General features: G+C 69.4%; 13 protein-coding genes. 7 read left to right on the top strand and 6 right to left on the bottom strand.

All coding sequences use genetic code 11. From position 1 onward, the window contains the following. Positions 1-11: 11 nt before the first annotated feature. The gene (locus tag GT007_RS05775; protein ID WP_160120631.1) at positions 12-1,001 is read left to right on the top strand and encodes a Bug family tripartite tricarboxylate transporter substrate binding protein; all 990 of its coding nucleotides are present in this window, start codon (positions 12-14) and stop codon (positions 999-1,001) included. Between the two features lie 26 nt (positions 1,002-1,027). Here the strand turns inward: GT007_RS05775 and metC are convergent, their stop codons facing one another. The 4 genes from metC to GT007_RS05755 are packed head-to-tail and all read right to left on the bottom strand — an operon-like array spanning position 1,028 to position 4,414. Beyond that, positions 1,028-2,209: a cystathionine beta-lyase gene (gene metC, locus GT007_RS05770; RefSeq protein ID WP_160120630.1), complete on the bottom strand. Its 1,182-nt coding sequence runs from the start codon at positions 2,207-2,209 to the stop codon at positions 1,028-1,030. Between the two features lie 2 nt (positions 2,210-2,211). Beyond that, entirely contained in the window at positions 2,212-3,051 is an 840-nt protein-coding gene (locus GT007_RS05765; RefSeq protein ID WP_160120629.1) for a sulfurtransferase, read from the bottom strand. Between the two features lie 2 nt (positions 3,052-3,053). After that, positions 3,054-3,773, bottom strand: a complete 720-nt coding sequence (locus GT007_RS05760) for an alanyl-tRNA editing protein (protein ID WP_160120628.1) — start codon at positions 3,771-3,773, stop codon at positions 3,054-3,056. Next, complete coding sequence (locus GT007_RS05755) at positions 3,770-4,414, bottom strand: NUDIX domain-containing protein (protein ID WP_160120627.1); 645 nt, start codon at positions 4,412-4,414, stop codon at positions 3,770-3,772. The genes GT007_RS05760 and GT007_RS05755 overlap by 4 nt, the downstream gene beginning before the upstream one ends. A gap of 37 nt (positions 4,415-4,451) precedes the next feature. On the opposite strand from GT007_RS05755, the gene GT007_RS05750 reads away from it, so the two are divergent. Next, complete coding sequence (locus tag GT007_RS05750; protein WP_160120626.1) at positions 4,452-5,345, top strand: DMT family transporter; 894 nt, start codon at positions 4,452-4,454, stop codon at positions 5,343-5,345. Positions 5,346-5,398: 53 nt separating this feature from the next. After that, on the top strand, positions 5,399-5,944 hold the full coding sequence (locus GT007_RS05745; protein WP_160120625.1) for an RICIN domain-containing protein: 546 nt from the start codon (positions 5,399-5,401) through the stop codon (positions 5,942-5,944). A 12-nt stretch (positions 5,945-5,956) separates the two neighbouring features. On the opposite strand, the gene GT007_RS05740 is transcribed toward GT007_RS05745, so the two are convergent. Together GT007_RS05740 and GT007_RS05735 are read right to left on the bottom strand one after the other, a co-directional pair. After that, entirely contained in the window at positions 5,957-6,940 is a 984-nt protein-coding gene (locus GT007_RS05740) for a dipeptidase (protein ID WP_236571521.1), read from the bottom strand. Next, complete coding sequence (locus GT007_RS05735) at positions 6,937-7,953, bottom strand: histone deacetylase family protein (RefSeq protein WP_160120623.1); 1,017 nt, start codon at positions 7,951-7,953, stop codon at positions 6,937-6,939. The genes GT007_RS05740 and GT007_RS05735 overlap by 4 nt, the downstream gene beginning before the upstream one ends. 49 nt (positions 7,954-8,002) lie before the next feature. On the opposite strand from GT007_RS05735, the gene GT007_RS05730 reads away from it, so the two are divergent. The 4 genes from GT007_RS05730 to GT007_RS05715 all read left to right on the top strand — a co-directional run bounded on the left by GT007_RS05730 (position 8,003) and on the right by GT007_RS05715 (position 12,721). Beyond that, positions 8,003-9,286: an ArgE/DapE family deacylase gene (locus GT007_RS05730; protein WP_236571520.1), complete on the top strand. Its 1,284-nt coding sequence runs from the start codon at positions 8,003-8,005 to the stop codon at positions 9,284-9,286. Next, on the top strand, positions 9,283-10,539 hold the full coding sequence (locus GT007_RS05725; RefSeq protein ID WP_160120622.1) for a Zn-dependent hydrolase: 1,257 nt from the start codon (positions 9,283-9,285) through the stop codon (positions 10,537-10,539). Before GT007_RS05730 ends, GT007_RS05725 begins: the two co-directional genes overlap by 4 nt. 118 nt (positions 10,540-10,657) lie before the next feature. After that, positions 10,658-11,212, top strand: coding sequence for a cytochrome P460 family protein (locus GT007_RS05720; RefSeq protein ID WP_160120621.1), 555 nt, complete (start codon positions 10,658-10,660; stop codon positions 11,210-11,212). A gap of 12 nt (positions 11,213-11,224) precedes the next feature. Beyond that, entirely contained in the window at positions 11,225-12,721 is a 1,497-nt protein-coding gene (locus tag GT007_RS05715; RefSeq protein WP_160120620.1) for a M81 family metallopeptidase, read from the top strand. Positions 12,722-12,805 lie beyond the last annotated feature (84 nt).

Genomic DNA, 12,805 nt, shown 5'->3' with positions numbered 1-12,805 from the left:
CAGCGGGCGCCATGTTCACGAACGACCATAAGATCCAACGCCGTGCGGCCCTGGCCCTGCTGGGCGCACCCGCGCTGTCCGCCCCCGCTGTCGCCCAGCCGCATTGGCCCGACCGGCCCCTGCGCATCATCGTGCCCTTCCCCGGCGGCTCCACCCCCGACCTGACGGCGCGCGTGATCTCCCCCGCCTTCGCCGAGGCGCTGGGCCAGCCCTGCGTGGTGGAAAACCGCCCCGGCGCGGGCGGCAATATCGGCACCGATGCCGTGGCCAAGGCGACGGATGGCCATACGCTCGGCATCTCGATCAACGGGCCGCTGGCCACCGCCCCCGCCCTGTTCCCCAACCTGACCTACAACCCCGCGCGCGATCTGGCGCCGGTCTGCCTGATGGTGCGCACGGCGCAGGTGCTGGTGATCCATCCCTCCGTGCCCGCCAACACGCTGGCGGAGTTCATGGCCTATGCCAAGGCGAACCCGGGCAAGCTGTCCTATGGCTCGGTCGGCGCCGGGTCGGGCGCGCATCTGGGCATGGTGGACCTGATCGCGCGCGGCGACCTGGACATGGTGCATGTGCCCTATCGCGGCTTCGCCCAGGCGACGGTGGATCTGGTGGCCGGGCGCATCCAGGCGATGGTGGTGATCGTCTCCGCCGTGCTCTCCCCGGTGCGAGAGGGGCAGTTGAAGGCCCTGGTCTGCACGGGCGAGGAGCGCGTGGCGTCCCTGCCGAACGTGCCGACCCTGGCCGAGGCAGGCATCCCGGATGCCGCGAGCTATGCCTGGTCGGGCCTGATCGCGCCCGCCAGCACGCCGGCCGAGCGCGTGCAGCGCCTGTTCGAGATCACCCGGCGCACCATCACCGCGCCCGAAGGCAAGGCGCGGCTGGAGGCGGCGGGCTTCCAGATCACGGCACAGGGCCCCGAGGCCTTCCGTGCCTTCATCGCGGACGAGGCCGAGCGCTGGGGCGGGTTGATCCGCCGCTACAACATCTCGCCGGACGCGTGAAAAGGGGGCCTTCCGGCCCCCTTCCCTTACCCCAGCGCCGCGAAACCGCGCAGCAGGTCGGTCTTCAGGTCGCCCACATCCTCCAGCCCGATATGCATGCGGATCATCGGGCCGTCGAAATGGCCCGTGCCCGCCGTGCGCGTCAGGAAGCCCGTGGTCGGCAGGGCGAGCGACTCATACCCGCCCCAGCTGGCGCCGATGCCGAACAGCGTGGTCGCTTCCACGAAGCGATAGGCGTCCTCCAGCGTGTAGTGTGGCTGGAACACCACGCCGAACAGGCTGCAAGCGCCGGTGAAGTCGCGCTTGAACAGCTCATGCTGCGGATGGCTCGGCAGGGCGGGATGCACCACCTGCAGCACTTGCGGCTGCTGTTCCAGCCAGCGCGCGATCTCCAGCCCCGAGGCCTCCTGGTGCTTCAGCCGCACGCCCATGGTGCGAAGGCCGCGGATCGCCAGCCACACATCGTCCGGCGAGGCATAGGCGCCCAGCAGCAGCGCGCTCTCGCGCACCTTTTCCCAATGCGCCTTGCTGTTCACGGTGCAGGAGCCCAGCAGGATGTCCGAATGGCCGCCGACATATTTGGTCAGCGCCTGGATCGAGACATCGACGCCATGCTGGAAGGGCTGGAAGTGGTGGATGCCCCAGGTGTTGTCCATCATCACCACCGCGCCGCGCGCATGGGCGGCGCGGGCGATGGCCGGGATGTCCTGCAGCTCGAAGGTGTGGCTGCCCGGGCTCTCGGTATAGACCACGCGGGTGTTGTCGCGGATCAGCGCGGCGATGCCGGCCTCGTCGATGGTGGGGTCGTAGAAGGTGGTCTCGATGTCGAAGCCGGCCAGCATCTTGGTGGCGATGTTCCGCCCCGGGCCATAGACGCTGTCGGGCATCAGCATGTGGTCGCCGGCCTTGAGATAGGCCAGCAGCGGCACCGAAATGGCCGCGAGACCCGTGCCCACGATGGTGCAGTGGGTGCCGCCCTCGATCTCGGCGATCGCGTTCTCAAGCTCGAAATGGGTGGGCCCGCCGCCGGTGCCATAGCTCATCCACTGCTCGTAGCGGTGCTTGGGGCCCTCGGCGCGGGTCGCGCAATCCGGGTAGAGCACGGTGGAGCCGCGATGCACGCCCGTGTTCACGAAGCCATGGGTGCGGATGCCGGGCCGCGCCATATGGGACAGGCGCGTGTCGAACTTCTGCTGGTTGCTGCTCATGTTCAGCTGTTTTCCTTGGGCGTTTCCGGCCGGCCGGCCCATTCGGTCCAGCTGCCGTCATAGATCGCGGGTTCGGGCAGCCCCGCCTGCACCAGCCCCAGCGCCACGACGCAGGCCGTGACCCCGGTGCCGCAGGAGGTGACGAGCGGGCGCGTGCCATCCACCCCGGCGCTTGCGAAGCGGGCGCGCAGCTCGGCCGCGGGCAGCATCAGCCCATCGGCGCCGAACAGCTCGTTGAACGGCACGTTGGCCGCACCCGGCATGTGGCCGGAGGGCAGGCCCGGGCGCGGTTCCGGCGCCGTGCCATCGAAACGGCCCTTGGAGCGCGCATCCAGGATCAGCGCCGAGCCATCGGCGATGATGTTCTTGATGTCGCCGATGCCCTTGATGCGGGCCGCGATCAGGTCCGCGACATAGGTGCCGGGGGCCGGGGCGGCGGGGGTGCCGGCCTCCATGGGGCGGCCTTCGCGCGTCCAGGCCGGCAGGCCGCCATCCAGCACCGCCGCGTTCTTGTGGCCGAACAGGCGCATCAGCCACCAGCCGCGCGGGCTGCTCTGTGCGCCCTTCTGGTCATAGAAGATGACCGCGCTGTCGTTGCTGACGCCCAGCTTGGCCATCAGCTTCTCGAACCGCGCGGCGGTGGGCGCCATGTGCGGCAGGCTGGCGTCGGGATCGGCCACCTCGTCGATGTCGAAGAAGCGGGCGCCGGGGATATGGGCCTCGGCGAATTTCGTCTTCCCGTCGAAGGGCTCGTTGGGCAGGTATTTCGTGGTGTCGAACACCAGCACCCCCGGCTTGCCGAGATGTTCGGCCAGCCAGGCGGTGGATACCAGATCGTTCATGTTCAGCCTTCCTCCAGCACCAGATATACGCGGCGGTTCTGTTTGCCCTTGTTTTCCAGCTTCGTCACCGCGACGCGGCCGATTTCCCCGGTGGCCGCCACATGGGTGCCGCCGCAGGGTTGCAGATCGACCGGGGGTTCGCCCGCGCCGATCCGCACGAGGCGGATCTGCCCGCCCACGCGCGGCGGCTGCACCGACAGCGTCCGCACCAGGGTGGGGTTGGCGTCCAGCTCCTCCGTGGTGATCCAGCTTTGGGTGATGGGGTGGTTGGCCGCGATCAGCGCGTTCAGCCGATCGGTCAGCCATTCCTTGGCGGGCGGCTCGGCCAGGTCGAAATCCAGGCGCGAGCGGTCGGCACCGATCTGCCCGCCGGTCACCCCGGCTCCGGGGATCAGGCTGCACAGCAGGTGCATGCTGGTGTGCATGCGCATGTGGCGATAGCGGCGATCCCAGTCCAGGCGCTGCGTCACCGCCGCACCCACGGGGGGCGTGGCCGCGCCCTCGGCGAGTTTCAGCAGCACGGTGTCGCCCTCGCCCTTCACGGTGTTGGCGATGGGCATCTCGCCGCCCTCCCACACCAGGGTGCCGGTATCGCCCGGCTGGCCGCCGGCCTGGGCGTAGAACAGGGAGGCATCCAGCTCCACCCCGGCCTCGGAAACCGCGAGCACCAGGCCCGGGGCCTCCCGCAGATAGGCGTCGTCGCGGAAGATCAGGCGGGTCATGCGCGGGTCCATTCCTCTCTCAGCCGGGGGCGGTGATGGCGCAGCCACCACAGTGCCAACGCCCCGGTCGCGTTCTGCATGCCATGGGTGTCGAGCAGCGCGAAGGCCTGCTCGGCCGGCAGCACGGTCAGGCGGATGTCCTCATGCTCATCGGCCAGGCCATAGGTGCCGGCCTCCCCGGCTTCGGGCAGGCGCACGCGGGCGCAGTAAAGCTGCACATTCTCGTCGCTGCCGCCCTGCATCAGCATGAACTTGCCGATGGGTTCCAGCAGGTCGGGCTCCAGCCCCGATTCCTCGCGCACCTCGCGGCGGGCGGTGGCCTCCATGTCCTCGCCCGGTTCGCACAGCCCCGCCACGCATTCCTTCATGATGGGCTGGAAGCCCGCGGCATGGGCCGGCAGGCGGAACTGCTCGATCAGCGCGACGCTGTCCGACCAGGGGTCGTAGGGCAGCACGACCACGGCCGGGCCGCGCCGCCACAGCTCCCAGGTCAGCTCGCCAGAGCGGGTGCCGTCGAAGCGTTCGTAAGTGAAACGCACGATCTGCATGGCGAAGCGGCCATTGTAGGCGATGCTGTCCTCGCGGATCTCGAGGCCCGGATAGGGCGGGATCGGCGGTGCCTTGGGGGGTCTGGTGTTCATCGGGCGGGAACCGTAACCTGGGCTCCATCGCCCGTCCATGAGCCCTCCAGACACCCTTCAGACGCAGCGCCGCCGCGCGATATTGTGCGTGCTGGCCGCCGCCGTGACCTATGCCCTGGCCGCCGTCTGCGTGAAGGCGCTGGACGGGCGCATTCCGCTCGCGCAGGTGGTGCTGTTCCGGTCGCTGTTCGCGCTGCCGGTGCTGGTGGTGCTGCTGATGCGCGCGGGCGGCTGGCCCATGCTGCGCACCAAGAACCCGATGGGCCATTTCTGGCGCGCCATCTGGGGGTTGGTGGGCATGGTCACCGTCTATTACGGCTACACCCGCCTGCCGCTGGCCAATGTCACGGCGCTGGGCTTTACCATGCCGCTGTTCCTGACGCTGCTGTCCGTGCCGCTGCTGGGGGAGAAGGTGGGCGTCCGCCGCTTTTCCGCCGTGCTGGTGGGGTTCGGCGGCGTGCTGCTGATGCTTCGCCCGTGGGAGACGCTGGGCGAGGATTGGCTGGCCTCTGGCATCGTGCTGCTGGGGGCGGTGGGCTGGGCGCTGGCCATGATCAGCATCCGCCGCATGGGTGAGAGCGGGGAACCCGGCGTGACCATCGTGATGTGGTTCGCGCTGTATTGCGCCGCGATGTCGCTGGTGGTGGCGGTGCCGGGCTGGGTGTGGCCCTCAGCGTTGCAATGGCTGCTGCTGGCGGGGGTGGGGGCGGTTTCAGGCGTGGCCCAGCTGTTCATGACAGCGGCTTACCGCAGCGGGGATACCACCGTGGTCGCGCCCTTCGAGTATTCCGGCATCATCTGGACCGCCGCGCTGGGCTTCCTGTTCTGGGGCGAGGTGCCGGATGCGCGGGATGCGGCGGGCATGGCGGTGCTGGTCGCCTGCGGCCTGTATATCTGGCACCGCGAGACGCGCCTGGGGCTGAAGCGATAAATGATACGGCATTGTAACTTGAGGGAAACATCCTCTCCCTTGATGTTTCTGACATGAACGTGAAATCGACCGCCTTTTTCGGGTGCATCCTATCCCTTCTTGTCTTGATTGTGCCCGCCGCTTCTTGGGGGCAAGGCAATCTGCGCGGACAGATGCTGGTCAATCGGCTTTCCAACAGGTGCCTCGATGTTTCCGGCGCACCTGGCACGCGCAATGGTGCCCCGCTGATCCTGTATGATTGCGAGCGCAGCGGCATGAATCCGAATGGCTCCCCGACGGATCAGATGTGGGAATTCACGCCCCAGGGCTTCATCCGCAACACCCTGTCCGGACGTTGCCTCGATGTCTCTGGCGCACCCGGCACGCTCAATAGCGCCCCGCTCATCCTGTGGGACTGCGAAACGGACGGCCGCAGCATCAGCGGCAAGCCCACCGACCAGCGGTGGGAACTCCTGCCCTCGGGCCATATCCGCAACCGGCTGTCGGGCCGCTGCATCGACGTGGCCGGCGCGCCGGGCACCAACAACGGCGCCCGGCTGCAGCTGTATGATTGCGAGTTCAATCTGCGCGTCACCGATCAGATCTGGACACGCTATTAGGGGAAGCGTGGGTTACGGCGCTCCCTTCAACACCAGCCGCCACACCCGCAGGAAATTCCCGCTCCAGAGCAGCCCGATCTCCCGCTCGCCATAGCCGCGGCGGCGCAGTTCCTCGGTCACGTTCCGGGTCTCGGCGGCGCTGGACCAGCCATGCACGGCCCCGCCCCCGTCGAAATCGCTGCTGATGCCCACATGGTCCAGCCCGATCCGCGCCACCGCGTGATCGATGTGGTCCACCATCTCCGCCACCCCGGCGCGGGCCGGCTGGTTCGGCGGCGGCTGCTTCAGGAAGGCCGGCACGGCGGTGATCTGCGCCAGGCCGCCGCAGGCCTTCAGGGCGTCCAGCTGCTCATCGTCGATGCCGCGCGGGTGCGGGCACAGCGCGGTGCAGGCGGTGTGGGTCGCCACCACCGGGGTGCGGCTGATCGCGGCCAGCCGCAGCATCGCGGCGCGCGAGGTGTGGCTGACATCGACCATCAGCCCCACGCGGTTCATCTCCGCCACCGCCTGCTCGCCCAGCGCCGACAGCCCGCCATGTTCCTGCGGCGCGTCCCCCAGCGCGGGCTTGGGCCGGGCGCTGTCGGATAGGTCGTTGTGGCCGTCATGCGTCATGGTCAGGTACAGGGCGCCCAACCCGCGCCACAGCGCGATGCGCGACAGGTCATGGCCCATCGCATAGCCATTCTCCACCGCCGAGAGCACCGCGACCTCACCCGCGGCATAGGCCGCCTCGGTCTCGTCGGGGGTGGCGCAGAAGCGGGCGCCGGGCGCCTCTCCGCGCGCGCGGATGTGGCGCAGCATGGCCTCCGCGCGGGCGCCGGCCTGGGCATGGCCCGAGGTATCGCGCTTGCCCTGGGGCACATAGGCGATGAACACGGCCGCACTCATGCCGCCCTGTTTCATCTTGGGCATGTCCACCAGCATCTGGGTGTCGGTGGTCCAGTCCGGCGGCTCCGGCCAGCGGATGTCGATATGGGTATCCAGGCAGAGCGTCATGCCCATGCTCCCAGGAAGCGGTGCAGCAGATGGCCCAGGTGATCGACGGCATAGCCGCCCTCCTGGCAGATGGCGGTGGGCAGTTTCAGCGCCGAGATCGCGGCCCCCGCCCGGGCGAAGCCCTCCGCCGTCACCTTCAGCGAGGCCAGGGGTTCATGCTCCGACGCATCGAAGCCGAGGGGGACCACCAGCGCGTCCGGTTTGAAGGCGCGGATGCGGGCCAGCGCCACCTCCAGCGCCGCCAGCCATTCCGTGTCGCCGGAGCCGAAGGCGAGCGGCAGGTTCAGGTTCTCGCCCGTCCCCACCTCATCGGCGAAGCCGACATACCAGGGGTAATACTGCCCCGGGTCGCCGTGGAGGGAGATGGTCAGCACATCCGTGCGGTCCCAGAAGATGCCCTGGGTGCCGTTGCCGTGGTGGCTGTCGATGTCCAGCACCGCCACCCGGGCCGCCCCCGCATCCCGCAGGCGCTGGGCCGCCAGCGCGGAATTGTTGATGTAGCAATGCCCGCCCGCCCGCGCGGCATAGGCATGGTGCCCGGGCGGGCGGCACAGCGCATAGGCGGTGCCGCCGGCCACCGCGACCTCGGCCGCCGCCAGCGCGCAGCCCACGGCCGACATCGCCGCCTGATAGGTGCCCGCCCCGATCGGGCAGGCGGTATCGGCCGTATAGGCCCCCGCGCGGGCCACGATGTGCTTCGGCGCGGTGCGGGTCTGGGCCAGCATCTCCGGGCTGGGGTGGATGTTTGGCACCACCTCCGGCCCCGGGTCGAGCAGTTCGGCCCACTTCTCGGCGGCCTCGGCCAGGAAGGCGATGTAGTCCGGGCTGTGCAGCCGGGCCGCGTCCACGGCGGTGCCATGGGCCGGAGTCTCGGGCGTGATCCCCAGCGAGGTCAGTCCCTGGCGCAGGCTCTCCGCCCGGGCCGGCACCTCGAAATTGCCGCGCAAACGACCACGGGTGAGGAAGAATTGCGGCGCATGCAGCGCCTCATCGGGATGGGCGAAGGCTTTCATGGGTCGGGAGGCTAGCACCCGCACCGCGTCGCGCCATACTCCCCGCGCGATGAGCATGACATTGGACCCCGGCGCCAAGCGCGCCATCCTGGCCGCCTGCGATGAGTTGCAGTCCGCCACCCTGGACAGCCTGTTCCGCCTGGTGCGCTGCCCCAGCACCCTGGGCAACGAGGCCTCCGCCCTGGATGAGATGGACCGGCAGTACCGGGCGCTGGGCCTGGCCCCGCGCCGGATTCCCACCATCCCCACCGACGACCCCATCTGGTCGCCCCCGCTGGTGCCGTATGAGGGGCGGGACAACGTGGTGGCCATCCACACGCCCCGCGAGAAGCGTGGGCGCTCCCTGGTGTTGCAGGGCCATGTGGATGTGGTGCCCGAGGGTGCCGCCGACATGTGGGAGAGCCCGCCCTATCAGCCGGTCATCCGCGATGGCCGGATCTTCGGGCGCGGCGCGGGTGACATGAAGGGTGGCATCGCCGCCTATCTCGGCGCTTTCGCGGCGCTGCGGCATGCCGGGCTGCAGCCCGCCGCCGAAGTGCAGCTTCAGGCGGTGATCGAGGAGGAATGCACCGGCAATGGTGCCGCCGCCTGCATGCTGGCCCTGCCGAGATGCGATGCCGTCATCATCCCCGAGCCCGGCCCAGGCATCGAGGCGCTCTACACCGCCGAGGTCGGCGTGGTCTGGGCCTGGGTGACGGTCAGCGGCCGCCCCGCCCATGTGCGGGACATGCAGGCGGGCGTGAACGCCATCGAGGCGGCGAACATCATCGCCGGCGCCTTCAAGGACTATGAGAACGAGCGCAACCGCGCCGAGAACATCCACCCGGCCTTCCGGGGCGTGAACCACCCCGTGAACATCAACCTCGGCACCATCGAGGGCGGGGAGTGGAACAGCTCCGTCGCCACGCGTTGCCGCATCGGCCTGCGGGTGGGCGTGATGCAGGGTTACACGGCCGCCCGGACCAAGGCGGATATCGAGCGCCTGGTGGCCCAGGCCGCCACCCATGAACGGTTGCGCGGCGCGCAGGTGAAGCTGGAATTCAAGGGCTTCATGGCCGATCCTTGCGTGTTCGATACGGATGCGGCGATCGTGAAGCTCGCCCGCCGGGCCTGGGCGGACGTGACGGGGGGCAGCCTGCGTGACTACCCGGCCACGGGCCTGACCGATGGCCGGCACTTCGTGTTGCACCAGGGCACGCCGGTGGCGGTGTTCGGGCCGGATGCCGTGGACATCCACGGCATCGACGAGAATGTGGGGGTGGAGAGCATCCACGCCTGCACGCGGGCCATCGCGCTGGCGATGGCCGAATGGTGTGGAGTGGAAAGCCTATGAGCACGAATATCCCCCTCTCCGGCGCGCGGCTGTGGGACAGCCTGATGGAGATGGCGAAGATCGGCGGCACGCCCAAGGGCGGCAGCAATCGCCAGACCCTGACGGAGGTGGACAACCAGGGCCGCCACCTGCTGGCCCGCTGGGCGCAGCAGGTGGGCTGCACCCTGACCGTGGACCGCGTGGGCAACATGATGCTGCGGCGCGAAGGCACGGACCCCAAGGCCAAGCCGGTCGCCTTCGGCAGCCATCTGGACACCCAGCCCACCGGCGGCAAGTTCGACGGCGTGCTGGGCGTGCTGGCGGGCCTGGAACTGATGCGCGCGGTGCATGAGGCCGGCATCCAGACCCGCGCCCCCCTGCTGCTGATCAACTGGACCAATGAGGAAGGCGCCCGCTTCGCGCCGCCCATGATGGGCAGCGGCGTGGCCATGGGCGTCTTCACCGAGGAGGAGATCCTGGCCAAGCAGGACCAGGAAGGCGCCGTCTTCGGCAAGGAGCTGGAGGCCATCGGCTGGCGCGGCGAGGCCGACCCCACCGTGCTGCGCGACTGCGCCGCCTATTTCGAGCTGCACATCGAACAGGGCAAGATCCTGGAGGATGAGGGGCTGGAACTGGGCGTGGTGGACCGCGCCCTGGCCCAGAACTGGCTGGAAGTGGTCGTGACCGGCGAGGACGCCCATGGCGGCAGCCCCATGGCCGGCCGCCGCGACGCCATGATGGGGGCGGCCAAGCTGATCTCCGCGCTGGAGGAGATCGCGCTGACCACCCTGGCCCCGGATGGTGAGCCGGGCCGGGCCACGGTGGGGCAGATGCGGCTGTATCCGTCCTCTCGCAACGTGGCGCCCAGCGAGGTGTGGTTCAGCGTCGATACCCGCCATTCCGATGTGCCGGCGCTGGACCTGATGGCGGCCAAGCTGCGGGAAGCGGGGGCCGCCATCGCCGCCGAACGGGGGCTGGGCATCGAGGTGAAGGATTTCTGGTACAGCCCGCTCACGCCCTTCGACGCGAAGCTGGTGGCGCATTGCCAGGCCTCGGCCAAGGCGCGGGGCCTGAAGTGGAAGACCATGCCGACCGGCATCGGGCATGACGCGGTCTATATGGCCCGCCATGTGCCGACCGTGATGATCTTCACCCCCTGCCATGGCGGGCTTTCGCACAATGAGGCCGAGAGCATCACCCCCGAATGGGCCGAAGCCGGCCTCAAGGTGCTGGCCGATGGTGTGCTGGCCACCGCGGAAGTGGTGAAGGCATGAGCATCCCCGGGCGGGGGCTGACGGCGGGGGCGCGAATCGCCACCGCGAACGCGCCCCTGGTAAGCCCCGCGTCCGGGGCCATGTGATCCTGGCCCAAGAAAGACAGCCAGGAGCCACCATGCGCCCAGCCATCGCCGCCATCGCCCTGCTTCTGGCCGGGGTGTCGCCAGCGCCCGCCCAGGCGCCCTACACGCCGGGGCCGCTGAACATCAGCATGCCCGCCGATTGGGCGCAGCGTTTCCTGAACTACAGCAGCATCGACAATGTGGAACGGCGGATCATCCGCCGCTTCTACGTGAACCCGGAGGCGCTGTTCGCCGCCACCCCGGGCGCGCCGCTGCCCAACGGCACCATGATCGTGATGGCCGACCACCGCGCCCGCACCGGCCCGGACGGCGCGTTGTTGCGCGACATCCGCGGCCGGCTGATCCCGGAACCCGCGCCCTTCCTGCTTTCCGTGCAGGAAAAGCGCGAAGGCTGGGGCGAGGGCTATCCGGCTGATATCCGCAACGGAAACTGGGAATACGCCCGCTTCAACCCTGACCTGACCCGCCAGGCGGGGATGGACACCGCGGCGTCGATGCGGGCCTGCTTCACCTGTCATCTGGGTGCGCGCGCCCAGCAGGATTTCGCTTTCGATTTCTGGGACTATACCCAGAGCCGACCACGTTAAAGAGGGGTAACCATGCGTGTAGCCATCGGCGGTTTTCAGCACGAAAGCCATTCCTTCGCTCCTTTGCCGACAGGCTATCGCGAGTTCATCGAGACGGGCGGCTTCCCCACCCTGCAGCACCCCGAGACGCTGGTGGCCACCATGCGCGGCACGGCCCAGCCCGCCGCCGGCGCCATCGCGGTGGCCGAGGAAGCGGGGGTGGAGATCGCCCCCCTGGTCTGGGCCTTCGCCAACCCCGCCGGCCCCGTGACGCGTGAGGCCTTCGAGCGCATCACCGGGCTGATGATGGCCTCCCTATCCCGTGCGCTGGATGCGGGGCCGCTGGACGGCGTGTTCATCGAACTGCACGGCGCCATGGTCAGCGAGGATTTCCCCGACGCCGAGGGCGAGATCCTGCGCCGGGCGCGCGCCGTGGTGGGCCCGAACGTGCCCATCACCGCCAGCCTGGACCCCCACGCCAACATGACCGCGCTGATGGTCGAGATGGCGGATGCGCTGGTGCCCTATCGCACCTATCCGCATGTGGACATGAAATACGCCGGCGGCCAGGCGATGAAGCTGCTGCTGCGCCGCATCAAGGGCGAGGGGCCGTGGAAGAAGGCCTTCCGCGTGGCCGATTTCCTGCTGCCCATCACCAGCCAGTGCACGATGGTCGAACCCATGGCGGGCATGATGGCCACCCGCGCCGCGATGGCCGAGGAATACGGCCTGGCCGAACTCGCCTATTGCTTCGGCTTCCCCTACGCGGATTTCCCGGGCTGCGGCCAGGCGATCGCTGCCTTCGGTGAGCGCGCGGAGGAAGCGGCCGACGCCTTCCTGGCGGCGCTGAACGCGCAGGAAGCGGCCTTCAGCGGCGGCGTGCTGCCGGCCGGTGAGGCGGTGGCCCAGGCCATCCGCATCGCCACCACGGCGAGCAAGCCCGTGGTCATCGCCGACACCCAGGACAACCCGGGCGGCGGCGGCCATGGCGACACCACCGGCCTGCTGGCCGAGCTGATCCGCCAGGGCGCAGAGGGCGCGGCGCTCGCCATCTTCAACGACGAACGCTCCGCCGCCGCCTGCCACGCGGCCGGCGAGGGCGCCACCCTGCAACTGATCCTGGGCGGTGCCAGCGGCGAGGCACCGCTGGAGGTGACCGCGACGGTCGAGAAGCTGACCAACGGGCAGTTCACCCTCAGCGGCCCGATGGGCGGCGGCAACCGCGCCAATCTGGGCCCCAGCGCGCGCATCCGCGTGGCGCCGGGCGTGCAGGTGGTGCTGACCTCGCTGAAGATGCAGGCCCATGACCAGGAGGCCTTCCGCAGCGTGGGCATCGAGCCCGCCGCGATGAAGATCGTGGCGGTGAAGAGCAGCGTGCATTTCCGCGCGCATTTCCAGCCCATCGCGGAAACCGTGCTGGTGGCGGCGGCGCCGGGGCCCGTGGTGGCCGATCCGGCCACCCTGCCCTTCACCAATCTGCGGCCGGACCTGCGGCTGCGGCCCGGCGACAACCGGACCTTCGGCGGTTAGAGCATGATCCGTGCGCCTTCGCGCACGGCTCACACTCTAACTTTAATTGAGCCGCGTGATTCACGCCTGCGGTGATTCCACCTC

It is taken from the genome of Rhodovarius lipocyclicus, from assembly GCF_009900765.1.
In the GTDB taxonomy this organism is placed as follows: Bacteria; Pseudomonadota; Alphaproteobacteria; order Acetobacterales; family Acetobacteraceae; genus Rhodovarius; species Rhodovarius lipocyclicus.
The sequence above is the reverse complement of the archived record's forward strand: the minus strand, read 5'-3'. Positions and strand labels throughout refer to the sequence as shown.